Source organism: Gordonia sp. 852002-51296_SCH5728562-b (assembly GCF_001665475.1).
GTDB classification, from domain to species: domain Bacteria; phylum Actinomycetota; class Actinomycetes; order Mycobacteriales; family Mycobacteriaceae; genus Gordonia; species Gordonia sputi.
The window spans coordinates 62,648-80,751 of sequence record NZ_LZMI01000011.1; the positions used below are offsets into that span (position 1 = coordinate 62,648).

Sequence of the window (18,104 nt, forward strand, 5' to 3'; positions counted from 1 at the left end):
GGCGATCTCGAGCATCCGGGACCCGACGACGGGCGGTCGGGTTCTCAACGCCTCGCGATCTTGAGCATCCGACTCACCGTCGCCTGCCAGAGCGAGCCGTCGGGCGCGATGGTGCCGGTCAGTTCGAGTGGCTCGTCGACGGGTCCGTTGCCGACGTGCAGCGTGCGCACGCGGGCGCCCGTCGCGAAATCGGTGGCGATGTAGTCGATCGGCCCGACCTGCTGGATCGATCCCGGTCGATAGGGCCCGTAGCCGAGGCCGTGGATGAGTCCGTCGGCGCGGGAGAGTCGGGGCAGCGAAGCGAGGCGGTCGCCGTTCTCCCACACCCGGTGGCACTCCCCTGGGGACACGTCGATGCGTGTCGATCCGCCGACGAAGGGCGCGTCGGCAGGCACGCTCGGACCGCTGACCGCCATGGGCGGGTACTGGTAGCCGTAGGTGCTGGGGATGATGAGCGAGTTACCCCAGGCCATCGGCGAGTTCTCGGTGCCCTGTCCGGACCTGCCGAATGCGGGCATGCGGCACACCGTCGAGCCGGTGTTGCTGTCGTAGACGATCAACTGGGGTCGGGAGGCGTTGTCGACGATGGCAACCCATCCATCGCCACCGGGGCCGAAGTAGGTCGGCGTGGTGCCCGACCCCCAGGTCAACTGGCCGGGACGACGTGCGGCACCTCGGTCGTAGGCGCGACGCCACACCACCTCCGGTGTCCCGTCGACGCCTGCGCGCATCTCGTAGAGTGCGTGCGTCGAGATGACCGACACGCCCGACGCTCGCACGGAGAGGCCGTTTCCGAGATCTTCACCCGCGGGCAGATGCGTCGACCGCACACGCCGTGCGGCGTCGACCGTGCCGACGACGCCGTGCGTTGTCACGAACCACACGCGGCCCGCGAAGTCGGGAGCGAGTGCGGTGACAGCGTCGCCTGCGGGGATATGACCTTTCAGGTCAACGCGGTCATCGATGAAGACTTGCCATCCCTGCGTCGAATGCCGATGTGCCACACGCAGAATCGCTCCGGACCCGTCGGCGACGACCACGCGGTCGCGGTCGTCGAGGTATCCGTACACACCACCGAGCAGTCCGCCCTTGGTCAACTGCTTGCGCGCGATGGGCGCGGCGGTCGTCGGGTCGAAGAGCGTCACCGTCGCCACCGCGACCTGCAGCGGCGCGATCCCGACGAACTGGGTGCACAGCGATACCGGCATGCCGTCGTGCCCCACAAACGTTGCGGCGCACGCGCCACCTGGAATCGACTACGCCGCGAGATGCGCCGTCCGACCCGGTCCTGCGAACGGAGTCGAGTTCGACGACCAGAGGTCGCCGTGCATCAGTGACGTTCCTACCGGGCCGAGTCCGGTCGCGGGAGCCGTCGAACCGTGTGTCGGTGGCGCTGCAGACGCAGATCCCCCGACGATTGCACCCGCGAGTATCGCGAAGACGACTGTCGATGCAGCGAGCAGGCGGATGAGGGCAGCACGAAACCCCGAGCGTAGCGATGGCACCGCGTCACTCTGACAGGTAGGCGACGATTGCGCCTGACATTCCCTCACGAGCGTCATCAAGGTTGCCGTAGGTACCCAATGTGTGCTCGGAGATGAGCCCACGCATCGCCCCCGGAATCAGCGCAGCCATCTGGCGGACCTTCCGCGGGTCGAGGTCGAGGTCGGCGAAGGCACGCAGGAACGCCGCGTCCCAGTTCGGCTTCCACGAAGCCAATTCGGCCGCGGTGAGGGGAAATTCGCGTTCCAATTCGACGTGTTCGCGCGGAAGCGCCGCGCGGAGCGTTTCGATGGCCCGCGCCTCCGGCGTCGTGAGTCCGTAGAACATCGCGTCGATCAGAGCGGACACCCTCTCTCGCAGCGTCCCGTCGGGTTTGACGTTGGCCGGAAGGTCGCCGCGTTGGTCCGCGGTGTGACGCAGGACCGCTGCCCACAGACCGTCGATGTCGCCGAACTGGTACTTGACCACACCCCACGTCGCACCGATCTCCCGCGCGATCCGATTACCCGAGACCGCTGTCGGATCACCCGTCGCCAACGCAGCGATTGCCGCACGGATCATGCTGTCCCGCGTGGCCTGACCACGCTTGTTCGCGCGCCGTGGGGTGGTCGTCGCCTCGCTCATGACGATCGAGTCTAGCCACATATCGAGATTTTCACAGAATCCTCTTGCACTCTTTCACAGAGGGTTCTACGGTTCTTTGCATGGCACAGACCCCGCTGTCGATGGAACCGACCGGCTGGTTCCAGGTCGCCTGGTCGCACGAGATCGCGGTCGGCGACGTCCATCGCATGACCTACTTCTCCCGCGACATGGTCGCTTGGCGCTCGGCGTCGGGAAAGATCTCGGTGTTCGACGCCTACTGCGAGCACCTCGGCGCACATCTCGGGTATGGCGGTCGCGTCGAGGGCGAGAACCTGGTCTGCCCATTCCATGGGTGGCAGTGGAACGAGCAGGGTCGCAACGTCTGCATCCCGTACGAGAAGAGACCCAACAGGGGCAGGCGCATTCGCAGTTACCCTGCAGTCGAGCGCAACCATGCGGTGTGGATCTGGTTCGATACGGCCTCTCGCCCACCGTATTTCGAGGTACCCGACATGTTCACCGCATTCGGAGACGACCCATCCGACGCCGACAATTACTACGCACCCATTCCCGGCGGCACGCTGTTCCACGAGCGACTCGAGCTACATCCGCAGTACATCATGGAGAACGGCGTCGACTTCGCGCACTTCAAGTTCGTCCACGAGACGCCGTTCATGCCGGAGTTCACCCGGCACGATTTCGAAGGCCCGGTCTCCTACGTCGACTTCACCATCGCGTTCGAGGAGGGAGCCACCCTCGAATCAGCCTCGAGCGGGGTCTATTCCGTGAACGCGGGGCTCGGATGCTCCGTGACCAAGTCCTGGGGGATGGTCGAGAACCGCACGATGCCTGCGGTCACACCGGTCGACGAATCGACGTGCGACGTGCGGTTCACGGTCTGGATCGGAAAGAAGCCGGGTGAAGAGGACGCCACCGAGTTGACCAAGTACGGCAAGGTGATGAGCGACCTGGTCATCGAGCAGTTCGACCGGGACGTCGAGATCTGGTCACATCAACGCTATTCCGATCCGCCGGCACTGTCTCAGCGAGAGTTCAAGGGCTTCACCGCATTACGCAACTGGGCTATCCAGTTCTACCCCGAGGGCGACTCGACCTACGGACGAGATCCGACCCGCCCGGAAAGCGGCGCCATCGTGCCGCTACACCCGTCGGCCACCGCCGCAACAGCCTGAGCACACCAGCTTCGCGAGCAACGTCCACACGAAAGGTCAGTCCATGAACAGTTCCCGCACGATTCGCGTATTCCAGGTTGCCACAGGCAATCTCGGCACCGAGATGATCGGCCGAATCACCTCCCATCCCGACCTCGAACTCGTCGGTCTGCACTGCTATACGCCCGACAAAATCGGACGCGACGTCGGCGAGATCGTGGGCATCGACGCCATGGGGATCAAGGCCACCGGTTCGGTCGAGGAGATCATCGCAGCACGGCCGGACGTCGTGACATTCCACGGCGTATTCCCCGACGAAGACCTCTACGAAAAGGTGCTCGAAGCAGGCATCAACGTCGTGACCACCGCCGACTGGATCACCGGATATCACCGAGACACCAACTGGCAGCACCCTTCCGGACGCAAGGTCAGCGAGATCATCGAGGCCGCCTGTCAGCGGGGAGGGGCGTCGTTCTATGGCACTGGCATGAACCCGGGGCTGTGTCAGATCCTCGGCATCGTCCACAGCGCCGACGTCGCCGAGATCGAGAACGTCACCGTCACCGAATCGGTCGACGTCTCATGCCATCACTCCGTCGACACCTGGAAGGCCGTCGGATACGGTCTGCCGGTTGATGATCCGTCGATTCCGGAGTCACTCCACAAGTACACCGCGGTCTTCGCCGACTCCGTCTACCTCATGGCCGACGCATTCGGACTCGAGCTCGACGAGGTCAAGTACTCCTACGAGCTCGGCGCATGCACCAAGGACGTCGACCTCGGCTGGTACTTCCTACCCAAGGGATCATTGGGCGCCAACTACATCAAGTATCAGGGCATGGTCGACGGCGCATCGCGGATCGAAACACATCTCGAGTGGCAGATGACACCACACACCGATCCCGCGTGGGATATCAAGGCCTGCTACATCACCCAGATCACAGGCGATCCGAGTATCTACAGCAAGCACATGATCTTCCCAAAGGCCGGAATGGAACTGTCGAAGCCCGAGAACTTCGCCTCGATCGGTATGACCGTGACCGGCCTGCCCGCACTCAACTCGATCCGCTCGGTCGTCGAGGCGAGGCCTGGCATCATCACGAGCAACGACCTACCGCTGAGGGCATTCGCCGGACGATTCGCCGTGTGACATCACATATCGGCTGCACCCGCGATATCGAGCGCAGGCCCGAGCCAGCGTCGAAGATAGACACGCAACTGCTCCGGCGTACGCGGCGGGTCCGAGGGGTACTGCAGAAATGACATCAGGACACGCAGCATGAATTCGGCGAGACCCTCGAGCTTTTCGTCGTCGATTCCCGCCTCGGTCCAGTCGATCGGGAAGCGTCGCAAGACAGACGCGCCGAATTCCATTGCACGAGAGGATGTTACACCACGGCTGAAGAGCTCGTTCTCGCCCACCTGAACGAGAAGTCCGATGTACGGTTCGTCGGGCAGCCGCCCCAACGTGTAGACGATGGCCTCGGCAAGGGCATCGCGCGGTTCGGTGATATCGGCGACGTGATCGGTGAGGCGGTCGAGGAACTGCGTGGCACCTGCTTCACCAACCGCGGTCAGCAAATCGGCGGTCGTCGGGAAGACGCGATAGACGGTCTGCCTGGTGACCTGGAGTTCCGCCGCGACGTCGGCGAGAGTCGCCCTACCCGGACCCGAACGATCGATGCAGCGCATCGCGGCTGCCACGATGCGTTCGCGTGCTTCGTCTTCGGTGCGTGGCAGGTCGCCACCCCAACCTCGGGTTCTCATCGATCAATCGTCGCACGCGGGTATCTCGAATTCGGTCATACACAGAATGACTATTTGTATGCTCGAGTACGTCGGCCACGCAATCCACCCAGCCTGAGGTGCACCAATGCAGACCTGTACCGCCGAGTACATCCGCCTGTCGGAGACGCTGACGGGCGTTCGATGCGACGGCAATGCGTTCGTCACGTTCACCAATCCGGCGAACCTTGCGAACTGGACCCTGCCCGTGATCGAGGCGACGCTCGTCATCGGACTCGTGGCGTGCCTGGTCCACGCCATCCGGTGGTATCGCACCACGCGCGACGCGTCGAATCTCGTGGTGTGGTGCAGCGGGATACTGGCATTGCTGCTGGTCGAACCGATCGCCTACTTTCCGCAGTGGTTCGGTATCGAGGATGAACTCGGACTGACCTTCGCGCACAACATGTTTACGGTGCAGTTCCTCTACGACCGCCTACCGCTCTACATCATCGCGATGTATCCGGTCTACCTGTACGTGGCGTACACGCTCGTCCAGCGGACGGGAGTCTTCAAGCGCTACAACCTCTTCGTGTCCGCAGCCTGCGTGGCGTTCGTCTTTCACTGTCTGTACCAGGTTGTCGACGGCCTTGGGCCACAGCTGAAGTGGTGGGTGTGGAACCAGGAAGTCTCCACGGCACACCCGTCATTCAGCGGTATCCCGCTGCTGAACATGAGTGCGTTCAGCGTCATGCTGCCGTTCGGTATCGCTTTGGTGACGCGCTGGTTGTGCACGGTCCCACACCGCGGCGGTTGGTACATCGTCCGCGATGTCGTCATGACGAGTGTGCTCGTCTGGCCCGTCCTCTTCGTCGGATCGATACCCCCCACCATCCTCGACCTGCTGGGCGGTTCGCTGCTGGTCGGGCGAGCCGTCTCGGCGTGGACCTACGTGGCACTCTTGGCGATCGTCACCGTCGTGGCGTTCTGGGGCGCCTATCGGGCACGCCGCACCGACCCATCCTCCCTCCCGGAACCGCTTGCGCGGGAATGGTTCCCGGTGATCTGCTCCGCGGTGTACCTGATCGTTGCGGCAGTGCTCTGGATCAGCGCGCTCCCCGACTACTTCGACGCTGTCGACGGCGTGGCGCCCAATGGCGGGCGAATCGGACCGCTTCCGTATGCGATCACCGCCTACGTGGCCTCGGTGTTGCTCACGATCGGTTCGTTCGTCGGCGTCCGACGGCTTCGGACACCGGCGAGCACGGAGCGTGCCCGTAGCGACTCGGAGCTGCCTGCACCCGCCGCCTCATGAATCGACCTGCCACATGAGTCAATCTGCGACACAGACAACTACGGCCCCCGCTTTCTGCGGAGGCCGTAGTCATGTGGAGGTTGATTCCGTTCGACTACTCAGCCGTCGAAGTGCGACAGCAAGAAGTTGGTCGCAGGAAGCAGCGTGAACACCATCGGGAGAGCGTGGTTGACCACGAGGCCCGGGAAGATCGGCGGGATTGTGTTGGTGATCATCCGGACGTCGGCTCCCTGTGCACGCCAGTCGCGGTCGAGAGTGGCCACCTGACCGTACGGAATGACGTCGTCGTTGATGCCACCCTCGAGCAGCACCGGCGCGTTGGGTTTGAGCCTGCCGATGCGCTGCTCGTCGACGATCTTCTTGACGTTCGGGTAGCGATTGATCACCGAGGACAACGACTTTCCGTCGCGTGTCCACGAATTCGTGCGTTGGAAGCCGAAACTCAGCCCGGTGTCGGCGATGCACTGCGTCGACAGTCGCTTGAGCACCTGACGTCCGCGGGGCGTCGTCTCCTTGTCGACGACGGTCTTCAGTTCGGGATAGCGGGCCTCGAGACCGTTGATGGCATAACCGATTCCGCCGACGATGAACGTGCCGTCGATCTGGTCGATCACCTTCGACAGATCAGCGGGCGGTGCACCCGCATACGACGCCTTCACGTTCAGCTCGGGGGCGTAGCTCGACGCCAGTTCGGCCGCCGACGCCGACGCCCCACCGCCCTGTGAGTAGCCGGAGAAGCCGACCGGCGCGTTGGCAGGCGCCTTTTCGACCTTCAGCGCCGCACGCGCGGCGTCGAGCATCGCCTGGCCGGACTCGACTCTGTTGACGTAGGTGTGAATGCCTGGGGTGCCCATGCCGATGTAGTCGGTGATCGCCACTCGCACACCATTGATCAGCAACAGGTTCAGTTCGAGCGCGGTGTAGTTCAGCGCGAGGCTCGGCTTGCTCGGATCGATCGCGACGGGCAGGCTCATCAGCTTCGAGCCCGCGCACTGATCACCCTGACCGATGGTTCCCGGGCCGAGGACGACTGTCGGTCGGGGGCCCTTGCCCCGCCACGGCGCGGTGGGTTCGACGACGGTCCCGGTGACCGCTGCGGGAGTTCCATCCTGGTAGCGAGACGTGTACATGATTCGGGTCGCTGTGCCCGGCCACTGGTTCTTGATGCCGGGAATCTGCAGCAACAGCGGACTGGGCTCACTGCGAATGATCGACCCGGGAGACGCCGAGAACTGCGCCGGCGGGGTGTAGAAATCGGCCGCGTGAGCCGGTCCGACCGCCGCCGTCGCGGCACCAAGCGCCAATGCACCCGTCGTGAGCGCAACCGTGGACCGTCGTGCCACACGACCGATCCGCCTACCTGAGATGAATCCCCGAATTCGTGTCATGGACGTAACCTACCGCACAGTAAGTCACTGGTGTGACCGAGGGCGCAACCGCGTCACCGCAAATCACGCAAAGCGCACATTCATCGTTGCGAGGCCGAAGATCTTGCGACCAGCCGACTTCGCCACGATGATCACGACGCCGCTGCGGGTCTCGGGATCGAGCGACTTGATCTTGCCGCTGAACTCGATGTCGCCGCCCTCCGCAGCAGACACGACCGCCACCTGCGACAGACGCACCGCGTACCGCGTCACGGCGCCCGGATCGCCCGACCACGCCGAGACGAAGCCGGCGCCGAGTCCCATCGTCAGCATTCCGTGAGCGATCACGTCGGGAAGGCCGGCGAGCTTGGCGATCGACTCGTCCCAGTGGATCGGATTGCCGTCTCCGGAGACACCTGCGTAGTTGACCAGATCTCCGCGCGAGAGGCGGGCGTGCCGCACCGGCAGCGCGTCGCCGACCGTCAGCGAGTCGAAGTCGAGGCTGCCCGGAGTTCGCTGGGCACCTGCACTCGAAATGACTTGCGCGCCTTCGGGTCGCACTGTCTTCACGTACGCGGCATCCGAATCGTCGGACGACATGACGTTTACGTCGTGCACCATGATGCCGCGGACCGCGTCGTTGATCCCCGGGTCGACGTCGTCAGACGTCACGCCGACGACCGTGGTGTGCATGGTGTGCACCACCTCGCCCGCGGCGTCGGTGAACGTGTTGGTGACGGTGATCAGGTCGCGACCGGCGATACGTCGAATCGACGACAGCTCGACGTCGGTCGTCAGCTCGTCACCGGCGACGATCGGTCGATGCTGCTCGAAGACCTGCTCGGTCTGCACGTAGGTCTCGTAACCGACCACGACCGACTCGAACAGAGCTCGGTTGGCGCCCATCGCCGGGATGGCCGTGAACGTCAGTGGCGCAACAAGTCCCGAGTAGCCGAGTGCATGCGCAGCCTCTTCGTCGCGGTGTGCGACGTGGTGGTCCTGGACCGCGCGCGCATACTCGCGCACCTTCTCGAGACCGACCAGATAGGGCTCATCGATCTTGTAGTAGTGGCCGAGTCTGTCGGCAACCGCCGGGGCATCTGTGGGAGTTGACATCGTGATTCACCAATCGGCGGTTGTCGGTTCGGATCAGGGGTGATGGTGCGGGACGTAGATGGCCGGGCGGTTACCCGACGAGCAGCTCCGCGATCTGAATCGTGTTGAGAGCCGCACCCTTTCGCAGGTTGTCACCCGACACGAACAGCGCCAGCCCTCGACCGTCCGGCACACCGGGATCTTGTCGGATACGACCGACGAGCGAGTTGTCCTTGCCCGCCGCGGCGAGCGGATTCGGAACGTCGGTCAACTCCACTCCCGCTGCGTCGGAGAGGATCTCGTTGGCCTGGGCGGGAGACAGCGGCTGTGCGAACTCGGCATTGATCGACAGCGAGTGTCCGGTGAAAACCGGCACGCGCACACAGGTTCCGCTGACGAGCAGATCCGGAAGTCCGAGAATCTTGCGAGACTCGTTGCGCAGCTTCTGATCTTCGTCGGTCTCACCCGACCCGTCGTCGACAAGCGATCCGGCAAGCGGAAGCACGTTGAACGCGATGGGTGCGACGTACTTGACCGGCGCAGGGAAGTCGATCGCCGAGCCGTCGTAGACAAGCTTCTCGAGGTCGTCGATCGCCGCCCGAGACTCGGTGGCGAGCTCGTCGACGCCTGCGAGCCCACTGCCCGACACCGCCTGATACGACGACACGATCAGTCGTTGCAGCCCAGCCGCGTCGTGTAGCGGCTTGAGGACCGGCATCGCGGCCATCGTGGTGCAGTTCGGATTGGCGACGATGCCCTTGGGCGGGTTCTGCGCCAGCTCGCCGTTGACCTCCGAAACCACCAGCGGCACATCGGGATCCTTGCGCCACGCCGACGAGTTGTCGATGACGGTCACGCCCGCGGCGGCAAACCGCGGTGCCTGCTCACGCGACATGGTGGCACCTGCCGAGAACAACGCGATGTCGAGGCCGCTCGGGTCTGCGGTCGCCGCATCTTCGACGACGATCTCGCCGTCGCCCCAGGGCAGCTTCTTGCCCGCCGACCGCGGCGAGGCGAAGAATCGCACCTCGTCTGCGGGAAAGTTGCGCTGCGCCAACAGGGTTCGCATGACGCCGCCGACCTGTCCGGTGGCTCCGACAACTCCGATACGTACGCCCATCAGTGACATCTCCCGTCGCTTCGCTCGCCCATGTCAGCGCCCCGTTCCTGCGTAGACAACGGCTTCTTCTTCTCCGCCGAGGTCGAAGGCCTCGTGCAGTGCGCGCACGGCGTCGTCGAGTTCGGTGTCGCGGCACAGCACCGAGATACGGATCTCCGACGTCGAGATCAACTCGATGTTGATGCCGACGTTGCTCAGTGCCTCACAGAACGTCGCCGTGACGCCGGGATGGCTCTTCATGCCTGCGCCCACCAGTGAGACCTTGCCGATGTGGTCGTCGTAGAGGACCTCGGTGAAGCCGATCTCCTCCTGCAGCTTGGTGAGCTTCTCGACGCCGAGGGGCCCGAGTTCACGCGGGAGGGTGAAGGTGATGTCGGTCTTGCCCGTCTCGACCTTCGAGATGTTCTGCAGCACCATGTCGATGTTGATCTCGGCGTCGGCGACAGCACGGAACACCTTCGCCGCGTAGCCGGGCTGATCGTCGAGGCCGACGACGGTGATCTTGGCCTCGCTGCGATCGTGTGCGACACCGGTGAGAATCGCTTCTTCCACGGGAATGTCCTCCATCGAGCCGGCAACCAGTGTGCCGGGTTTGGTCGAGTACGACGAGCGCACGTGAACGGGAACGTTGTATCGGCGGGCGTATTCCACACACCGCAGCATCAGGACCTTCGCGCCGCACGCGGCCATCTCGAGCATCTCCTCGAAGGAGACGGTCTCAAGGCGTCGGGCGTCGGGAACGATGCGCGGGTCGGCGGTGTAGACACCGTCGACGTCGGTGTAGATCTCGCACACATCGGCTTCGAGGGCCGCGGCCAGCGCAACGGCCGTCGTATCCGACCCGCCACGGCCGAGCGTCGTGATGTCCTTGGTGTCCTGCGAGACTCCTTGGAAACCTGCGACCAACACGATCTTGCCCTCGTCGAGCGCGCTGCGCACCCGACCGGGCGTGACGTCGATGATCTTGGCCTTGCCGTGGCTGCTGGTGGTGATCACACCCGCCTGCGAGCCGGTGAACGACTGCGCCTGCGCGCCGAGCGAGCTGATGGCCATCGCGACGAGAGCATTGGAGATGCGCTCGCCGGAGGTGAGCAGCATGTCCATCTCACGGGCCGGCGGGGCCGGGTTGACCTGTTGTGCGAGGTCGAGGAGTTCGTCGGTGGTGTCGCCCATCGCGGACACGACCACAACGACGTCGTTCCCCTGCTTCTTGGTCTCCACGATGCGCTCGGCGACCCGGCGGATGCGCTCAGCGCTCGCAACCGATGATCCACCGTATTTCTGCACCACGAGTGCCACGTAGATAACCTCCCGGCAGGGCTCGACGTCGGGTTTTCCGCTTGACTGCCGAGACAACCTTACCGACGATGCTCGCGGGCTCCACGTCGTGGTGGTGGCGGGACGGCTTCCACGTGCTGCAGACCACACGCGTCCCCTAACATCGCTGAGGTGACCAGCGAGACCGAGGTCGGGAAGGCGAGCCGACAACGCCGCTCCCGGAAGATCAGCGCCACACCCGGCGCGACGTCCGCTGATCGAGCCGACGAATCTGCCGCGGGTCCGGTCGGGGTATCCGAGGCCGGGCGGGCCGAGACATCTGGAGGGCGGCCCGGGGCATCGGCCGCGGGGCGGTCTGGGACATCGGCCGCGGGGCGGTCTGGGACATCGGCCGCGGGGCGGTCTGGACCGAAGCAGCGTCGAATCAGCCAGGTCGAGCGGCCGGGAGTCGGCGACGGGCGTGAGGAGGTCGACGCCGCCCCTCGCGCGGCCGTCGAAGACGACTCGCTGCCCTACTGGGTGTCGGCTATCGGGGTGTTCATCGCGATCCGGATCGTCGGATTACTGGTGCTCGGTCGGTTCGCGCAGTTGCGCGACACCAGCGTCGGAAACGCACTGTCGGCGTGGGATGGCAAGTGGATGCTCGCTATTGCAGAGCACGGTTATGGCGACGTACCGTACTCGCTCACCGACGCCCGCGGCCTGCACACCGCCGACACCGCGTACGCCTTCTTCCCCGGCTATCCGTACCTGGTCGGATGGATCGCCAAGCTCCCGTTCGTCACGCCGTTCGGTGCGGCGATCTCGCTCAACGTCGTCCTCGGTTGCCTGACCGCCGTCGGTGCCGCACGACTCGGCGCCGACTGCGTGCGTGCGATGGGCAACCGCTCGCCACTGACCCGTAGGGGGTCGGTCAACCCCGAACGCGTCGGGCTCTACCTGGTCGCGATCTTGGCCGCGACGCCGATGTCGGTCGTGCTCAACATGGCCTACACCGAGGCATTGTTCTGCGCGCTGACCGTGTGGGCGCTCGTCGGAGTGATCGAACGCAACTGGGTCCTCGCAGGAGTCGCTGCTTGCCTCGCGGGGACAGTGCGACCGACCGCCGTCGTCATCATCGGCGTCGTAATGCTGGCTGCGGCGCTGACGCTGGTGCGTGATCAAGAGGCACGATCGTGGCGATCACGACGCGGCAGTGGCGCCTACCTGTGGCTGGCGATCGTGCTGAGTCCACTCGGATACCTCGGCTACCTGGCAGTCGTCTGGGCGCACACCGGCTCGCCGACCGGCTGGTTCCGCGTCCAGACCGAGGGTTGGGACACCCGGATCGACGGCGGCGTCGTCACCTTCAACTTCGTCAACGACGCCCTGGTGAACTCCGGCGAGGTCGCCTCCGTCGCCACCGCGTGGATCATCCTCGCGACGTTGCTCATGGTCGTCGTCGCGTTCTGGGCTCGCCTGCCGTGGCCGGTGGTCGTCTACGGGACGCTCGTCGTGGCGTCGATCGTGCTGTCGAGCGGACTGATGATCAGCCGCCCCCGGCTGCTGCTTCCGGCCTTTGTACTGCTCTTGCCGCTCGCGATCGCGCTTGCCAAGCAGCGGACGTCGGTCGGCGTGGCCGTCGTCGTCCCGATGGTCATCGGCAGCGCCTGGTTCGGCGCGCACATGCTGACTGTTTACCCGCACGCGATGTGAGGTCGGGACTCGGGGTTGTTCCTCGGGTTTCGGCCGGGCGCTTGCGGCTCTTCCTCGAGGTTTGTGCGTTTCCCCGCGACACTTCTCGCCGAAAGCGAAGGAAGTCGCGGAAAGAATCCTTCCCCTAGTTCCAGCGGGCCAGCGCCGGCCCGGGCCACTCTTCCCCTACTTCCAGCCCGGCCGCGGCTCTTCCTCGGGTTCTGCGCGTTTCCCCGCGACACTTCTCGCCGAAAGCGAAGGAAGTCGCGGAAAGAATCTTTCCCCTAGTTCCAGCGGGCGGGCGCCGGCCCGGGCCACTCTTCCCCTACTTCCAGCCCGGCCGTGCGGCTCTTCCTCGGGTTTTGCACCCTTCCCCGCGACACTTCCGGCCGAAAGCGAAGGAACTCACGGAAAGAATCCTTCCCCTAGTTCCAGCGGGCGGGCGCCAGCACCGGCCGTGCACCCGGTCGACGCTCAGCCGCGCGGGCGGAGGCCGTCGAGCACGAGGCCGACCATGCGTCGGCGCGTCTCGGGTGTGTCCTCGGCGACGCACGTCATCGACAGTCCGCCCACCAGGCGGGATATGTCCGACGGCTCGATGTCTTCGCGGAACACGCCCTCGCGCTGGCCCTTCTCGAGCGTCGCGGCCATCAGTTCGCGTGACTGGTCGCGGGCCTCGCTGAAGACCGGAGCCTCGTCGCCGACGGCCGCGAGGATCGCCTCCTTCATGCCGCGCTTGGTGCTCGCGGTGGACATGTACGCCTCGAAGACCCCGGCCAGCGCGACGTCGGCAGGCCCTGACTCGAGCAGGCGCCAACCGTCGGCGATGATCGAGTCCGAGTAACTCCTAAACGTCGCCTCGATGAGCGCCGCACGATTGGGAAAGTGCCGGTACAGCGTCCCGATGCCCACCCCGGCCTCGGCGGCGACCTTGTCGAGCGCGACATCCACACCCTCGGCATGGAAGAGGTCGGCGGCCGCGGCGATCAGCTTGTCGTAGTTGCGTGCGGCATCGGCGCGGGCGGGTCGTCGTGACAGGGTTCGCCGCGAACCGTGCTCGCTCGCGACCCCATCGGCCCCAGCCACTGACTCTCCTGCCCGCGACTCCCTGGCCACTGACTCCCCAGCCACGTCGACTCCTACCTTCCGACACGAACGACACCGACGACGCCGCGCGCACAGATCGAGCACAGGGTCGGCAGACAAAACAGTTGCAAACCGGAGGAACCCTCCGTATATTAATCGGAGGAAGCTTCCGTTTCTCCAGTGAGTGTACTCCACACCGGCGTGGGTGAGCCCGATCAGACTCACGCCGAATCCAGTGCACTGTTCCGCCGATCCAATCTTTCGAAAAGAGCGGCCACATGTCCCTTTCCTCCATTGATCGCACAGCAGATTCGACGCCTTCGGTCTCAGGCCTACGCTCGCGCATCAACACCGACGCCCTGGTGCTGGTCGCAGTGCTCGGATGCCAGTTGATGGTGGTTGTCGACGCGACCATCGTCAACGTCGCACTACCCGATATTCAACGCTCCCTTGGCTTTTCGACGTCGAATCTCTCCTGGGTGCTCAACGCCTACACGCTCACCTTCGGTGGGCTCCTACTACTCGGCGCACGCCTGGGTGACATTCTCGGTCGACGCCGCACCTTCCTCGACGGCCTCGGACTGTTCGTCGCGGCATCGGCATTCGGTGGCCTCGCAACCGATTCGACGATGCTCCTCGTTGCCCGCGCCCTGCAGGGCGTCGGTGCCGCAATCGCCGCACCGGCGGCACTGGCACTGCTGATGACCAGATTCTCCGACGGCGCGCAGCGCACTCGCGCACTGGCGCTGTTCACAGCCGTGTCCATCGGCGGATTCTCGCTTGGCCTCGTCTCCGGCGGAGCGCTCGTGCAGTGGCTCGACTGGCGCTGGGTCTTCTTCGTCAACGTGCCGATCGGACTCGTGGTGATCGTCGCGGGTGCGCTGTCATTGCCTCGCACCACACGCGAGCGCGGCTCCTTTGATCTACCCGGTGCCGTATTGTCCACCGCCGGAATCGGTCTCATCGTGTACGGCCTCGTCAACGCTGCGGAGCACGGATGGAGCAGCACGATCACCGTCATCGCCCTCGTGGCGGGCGCCGCGCTTCTCGGAGCGTTCGTCTATGCCGAAGACCGTGCACACCAACCTATTACACCGCTGCGGCTCTTCGCCTCGACTCCGCGGAGCGCTGCGTTCGCCGGTCGACTGGTGATGGTCGCGGGGTTCATGGGCATGATGTTCTTCCTCACCCAGTACATGCAGGAAGTGCTGCACTACGGCCCGCTCGAGACTGGATTGGCCTACCTGCCGATGACGGCGGCGACGTTCGGCGTATCACAGTTGAGTGCGCGAGTTCTGGTGCCCCGCTTGAGTACTCGTACGGTTCTGCTCATCGCCTTCGGCGCAGCGGCAGCCGGCCTGTACTGGCTGAGCACTCTCGACGCTCATACCCCGTACCTGTCACTGCTCGGACCGTTCATCCTCGTCGGCGCGGGCGGCGGGATGGCCTTCCTGTCGCTGACCACAGCATCGCTGCGCGGCGTCGACCCGCAGGATGCCGGCGCGGCGTCGGGCTTGGTCAACACCGCTCAACAGCTCGGTGGCACAGTCGGTTTGGCGATCATGGTTGCCGTCTTCGGAGCCGCAACACGCGGAATGCCCACGTCGACAATCACATTCGCCCACGGCATGACCGTCACCGTACTGTGCGCGGCCATCCTGCTGACAGCGGGCGGCGTGCTGATGGCACTCACCCAGGGCGAGGCTCGCCCGCGCCCGGTCGAGACAGCGCTCGATTGATCCGACGCGGCGTCGTCGATGTCACCTACGACGTCGACGACGCCGCTTTCGCCTCGAACCCAGCGCACAGATAGTCGACGCCGGCGTCGAGCAGCGCGCGCGGATCGTTCAACCGTGCGGCATCGGCAGCGTCGGACAACGTGGACAGATGCGGCAACCGCGAGGTGACCCGACCGGCGATGAGATCGGCGAGTCCGCTCGGACGTTCACCGGGCGATGCGTCGAGCAGCTGTTCACTGACCTGTGCGAGCGCGACGCCGTTGACGTAGTTCCACACCGCGAGTGCCATCTCGGTGGCCGTGGTGATGTCGACGCCGAGGTCGGTGAAGCCCGCCGCGAGCCAGTCGAGCCCCTCGAGTGCGTCGACACCGAAGCTGTAGCGCGGCGCCGAGTAGGCCAGCACCACCCACGGGTGCCTGCGATAGAGCTGCCAATCGACGTCGACGGCAATCGCGACGCGTTCGCGCCAGGACCACGGACCCGCCTCGTCGACGGGATAGGGAAATCGACGACCGATCTCCTCGGCCATCGCCTCGAGCAGCGCGTCCTTGTCGGCGATGTGCCGGTAGAGCGACATCGCGCCGACGCCGAGCTCATCGGCGATGCGTCGCATCGACAGCGCGGGCAGCCCGTCCCGGTCGGCCACGTCGATCGCGGTGTCGACGATGACCTCGGTGGTGAGCTTGGGCGCACGCTCGTCGGCCACCGACTCTCCTCACATTGCGGGAATAAATTGTTTGCGTACAGCGTACTCATCACCGTACCGTCGATGCGTACGGCGTACGCGCGTGCCCGAGGGCACACCGAACACGTCGACGCATCCAGCCCTATCGAAGGAGAGCAGTAGTCATGTCCGTCCGCATCCGTCCGTCCGAGAAGCGCACCCGTGAAAATCCGGGCGCCGATCGACGCGCGTGGTGGGGACTGGCCGTTCTGACCCTGCCGGTTCTCTTGGTGTCGATGGACTTCTCCGTCCTCTACCTCGCGATCCCGGCGATCACCGACGCCCTCGACCCGAGCGCCGCGCAGCAGCTGTGGATTCTCGACATCTACGGCTTCCTCATCGCAGGGTTGCTCATCACGATGGGCAACGTCGGCGACCGCGTCGGCCGTCGACGCATCCTGCTCTTGGGTGCGGCGATGTTCGGCATCGCCTCGGTCATCGCAGCGTTCGCTCCCACCGCGGGCGTCCTGATCGCGGCACGCGCGCTGATGGGTATCGGTGGTGCGACGCTGATGCCGTCGAGCCTGTCGCTGATCGCCAACATGTTCCCCGACGCGAAGTCGCGCGGCCGGGCAATCGGCGTGTGGACCGCCGCGTTCGCGGGCGGTTCGGCCATCGGCCCCGTCGTCGGAGGCGTTCTGCTGCACCACTATTGGTGGGGCGTCGTCTTCCTGATCAACGTGCCGGTACTCGCCGTGCTGTTCCTGCTGGGACCCAAGCTGATCCCCGAGTATCGCGCAGGCACCAATGAACCGTTCGACTTCATCGGCGTCGGACTCTCCCTGCTCGCCATCCTGCCGATCGTCTACTCGATCAAGACGATGGCCTCGGAAGGTGCCACCCTCCCGGTCGCGGCAGTCGGCGTCCTGGGCGTCGTGATGTTCGTGTTCTTCCTCATGCACCAACGTCGAACCGCCGCTCCACTGCTCGACCTGAAACTGTTCCGCAACGTCCAGTTCAGCGCCGCCGTGACGGTCGCACTGTTCGGCATGATGGCGCTCGGTGGAATGTCGTACCTGACGGGCGTCTACCTACAGTCGGTGCGCGACTTCGACGTCCTCGACGCCGCACTCGCAGGCCTGCCGATGGCGATCGCCGTCGCGGTGTTCTCCATCGGGGCCACGCGCATCGCCTCACGTGTCGGCATGCGGACCGCGTTCGTCGGGTCGGTCGCACTCGCCGCCGCAGGCAACCTGGGACTGCTGTGGCTCACGACGTCCAGCCCGCTGTGGGTCTACCTCGTGTTCACCTCGATCGCCGGTGTCGGCTACGGCATCCAGTTCTCGCTGGTGTCCGATGTCGTCGTCGGTTCGGTGCCCGCGGAGCGATCCGGAGCGGCGTCGGGCATCTCGGAGACCAGCTTCGAGCTGGGAACCGCACTCGGCCTGGCATTGCTCGGCTCGCTCGCGACGCTGATGTTCCGTGAACACGGCGACGGCTGGTCGTTCGGCGACACACTGGGCGAGACACTGCACCGCTCCAACGACATGGGGCCCGCGGGCGCCGAACTCGCCAATGCAGCCAAGGAGGCGTTCGTCAACGGCATCCACGCGGCGTCGCTCGCCTCCGTGATCGCGCTCGGTGTGCTCGGCGTGATTCTCGCGGTCGTGATGCGCACACCGCGCGTCGTCGAGCAGTCGGTTGATGCCGAACTGCCCTCCGCGCAGGATAGTTAGTCGCGTCGCGGGAGCCCGCTCCCCCGCACGCTGCTCCAGTCCCGT

14 protein-coding genes and 1 pseudogene are annotated in these 18,104 nt (G+C 65.1%); 6 read left to right on the forward strand and 9 right to left on the reverse strand.

The genetic code is table 11. The annotated features are described in order from the left end of the window. Positions 1–44: 44 nt before the first annotated feature. Both A5766_RS03015 and A5766_RS03020 read right to left on the reverse strand, forming a co-directional pair. A pseudogene (locus A5766_RS03015) lies at positions 45–1,418 on the reverse strand (hypothetical protein). Positions 1,419–1,509: 91 nt separating this feature from the next. Beyond that, positions 1,510–2,127 carry a TetR/AcrR family transcriptional regulator gene (locus A5766_RS03020; RefSeq protein ID WP_064903396.1) on the reverse strand — a complete coding sequence of 206 codons (618 nt, stop codon included), beginning with the start codon at positions 2,125–2,127 and terminating at the stop codon, positions 1,510–1,512. Between the two features lie 80 nt (positions 2,128–2,207). On the opposite strand from A5766_RS03020, the gene A5766_RS03025 reads away from it, so the two are divergent. Continuing rightward, positions 2,208–3,281 carry a Rieske 2Fe-2S domain-containing protein gene (locus A5766_RS03025; protein ID WP_064864404.1) on the forward strand — a complete coding sequence of 358 codons (1,074 nt, stop codon included), beginning with the start codon at positions 2,208–2,210 and terminating at the stop codon, positions 3,279–3,281. Positions 3,282–3,324: 43 nt separating this feature from the next. Beyond that, positions 3,325–4,410: an NAD(P)H-dependent amine dehydrogenase family protein gene (locus A5766_RS03030; protein WP_064903361.1), complete on the forward strand. Its 1,086-nt coding sequence runs from the start codon at positions 3,325–3,327 to the stop codon at positions 4,408–4,410. Between the two features lie 2 nt (positions 4,411–4,412). Here the strand turns inward: A5766_RS03030 and A5766_RS03035 are convergent, their stop codons facing one another. Further along, a complete protein-coding gene (locus A5766_RS03035) occupies positions 4,413–5,027 on the reverse strand; it encodes a TetR/AcrR family transcriptional regulator (protein WP_064903363.1) in 615 nt (204 codons plus the stop codon). Positions 5,028–5,133: 106 nt separating this feature from the next. On the opposite strand from A5766_RS03035, the gene A5766_RS03040 reads away from it, so the two are divergent. Continuing rightward, positions 5,134–6,300, forward strand: coding sequence for a hypothetical protein (locus A5766_RS03040; RefSeq protein ID WP_064903365.1), 1,167 nt, complete (start codon positions 5,134–5,136; stop codon positions 6,298–6,300). 98 nt (positions 6,301–6,398) lie between these two features. On the opposite strand, the gene A5766_RS03045 is transcribed toward A5766_RS03040, so the two are convergent. The 4 genes from A5766_RS03045 to A5766_RS03060 all read right to left on the reverse strand — a co-directional run bounded on the left by A5766_RS03045 (position 6,399) and on the right by A5766_RS03060 (position 11,181). After that, a complete protein-coding gene (locus tag A5766_RS03045; RefSeq protein WP_231894528.1) occupies positions 6,399–7,688 on the reverse strand; it encodes a lipase family protein in 1,290 nt (429 codons plus the stop codon). A gap of 63 nt (positions 7,689–7,751) precedes the next feature. Further along, positions 7,752–8,783, reverse strand: coding sequence for a fused (3R)-hydroxyacyl-ACP dehydratase subunits HadA/HadB (locus A5766_RS03050; protein WP_064903367.1), 1,032 nt, complete (start codon positions 8,781–8,783; stop codon positions 7,752–7,754). Between the two features lie 70 nt (positions 8,784–8,853). Then, positions 8,854–9,882: an aspartate-semialdehyde dehydrogenase gene (locus A5766_RS03055; protein ID WP_064903398.1), complete on the reverse strand. Its 1,029-nt coding sequence runs from the start codon at positions 9,880–9,882 to the stop codon at positions 8,854–8,856. Positions 9,883–9,915: 33 nt separating this feature from the next. Further along, positions 9,916–11,181 (reverse strand): aspartate kinase, encoded by a 1,266-nt coding sequence (locus A5766_RS03060; protein WP_064903369.1) that lies wholly within the window; start codon positions 11,179–11,181, stop codon positions 9,916–9,918. 150 nt (positions 11,182–11,331) lie between these two features. Between A5766_RS03060 and A5766_RS03065 the strand changes: the two genes are divergently transcribed. Beyond that, positions 11,332–12,855: a hypothetical protein gene (locus A5766_RS03065; protein ID WP_231894529.1), complete on the forward strand. Its 1,524-nt coding sequence runs from the start codon at positions 11,332–11,334 to the stop codon at positions 12,853–12,855. 453 nt (positions 12,856–13,308) lie between these two features. Here the strand turns inward: A5766_RS03065 and A5766_RS24610 are convergent, their stop codons facing one another. Continuing rightward, positions 13,309–13,920, reverse strand: a complete 612-nt coding sequence (locus tag A5766_RS24610; RefSeq protein ID WP_064903402.1) for a TetR/AcrR family transcriptional regulator — start codon at positions 13,918–13,920, stop codon at positions 13,309–13,311. 278 nt (positions 13,921–14,198) lie between these two features. Between A5766_RS24610 and A5766_RS03075 the strand changes: the two genes are divergently transcribed. Next, positions 14,199–15,659 (forward strand): MFS transporter, encoded by a 1,461-nt coding sequence (locus A5766_RS03075; RefSeq protein ID WP_064903371.1) that lies wholly within the window; start codon positions 14,199–14,201, stop codon positions 15,657–15,659. A gap of 25 nt (positions 15,660–15,684) precedes the next feature. On the opposite strand, the gene A5766_RS03080 is transcribed toward A5766_RS03075, so the two are convergent. Beyond that, on the reverse strand, positions 15,685–16,365 hold the full coding sequence (locus A5766_RS03080) for a TetR/AcrR family transcriptional regulator (protein ID WP_064903372.1): 681 nt from the start codon (positions 16,363–16,365) through the stop codon (positions 15,685–15,687). 143 nt (positions 16,366–16,508) lie between these two features. On the opposite strand from A5766_RS03080, the gene A5766_RS03085 reads away from it, so the two are divergent. Next, entirely contained in the window at positions 16,509–18,059 is a 1,551-nt protein-coding gene (locus tag A5766_RS03085; RefSeq protein ID WP_064903373.1) for an MFS transporter, read from the forward strand. The last annotated feature ends 45 nt before the right edge of the window (positions 18,060–18,104 follow it).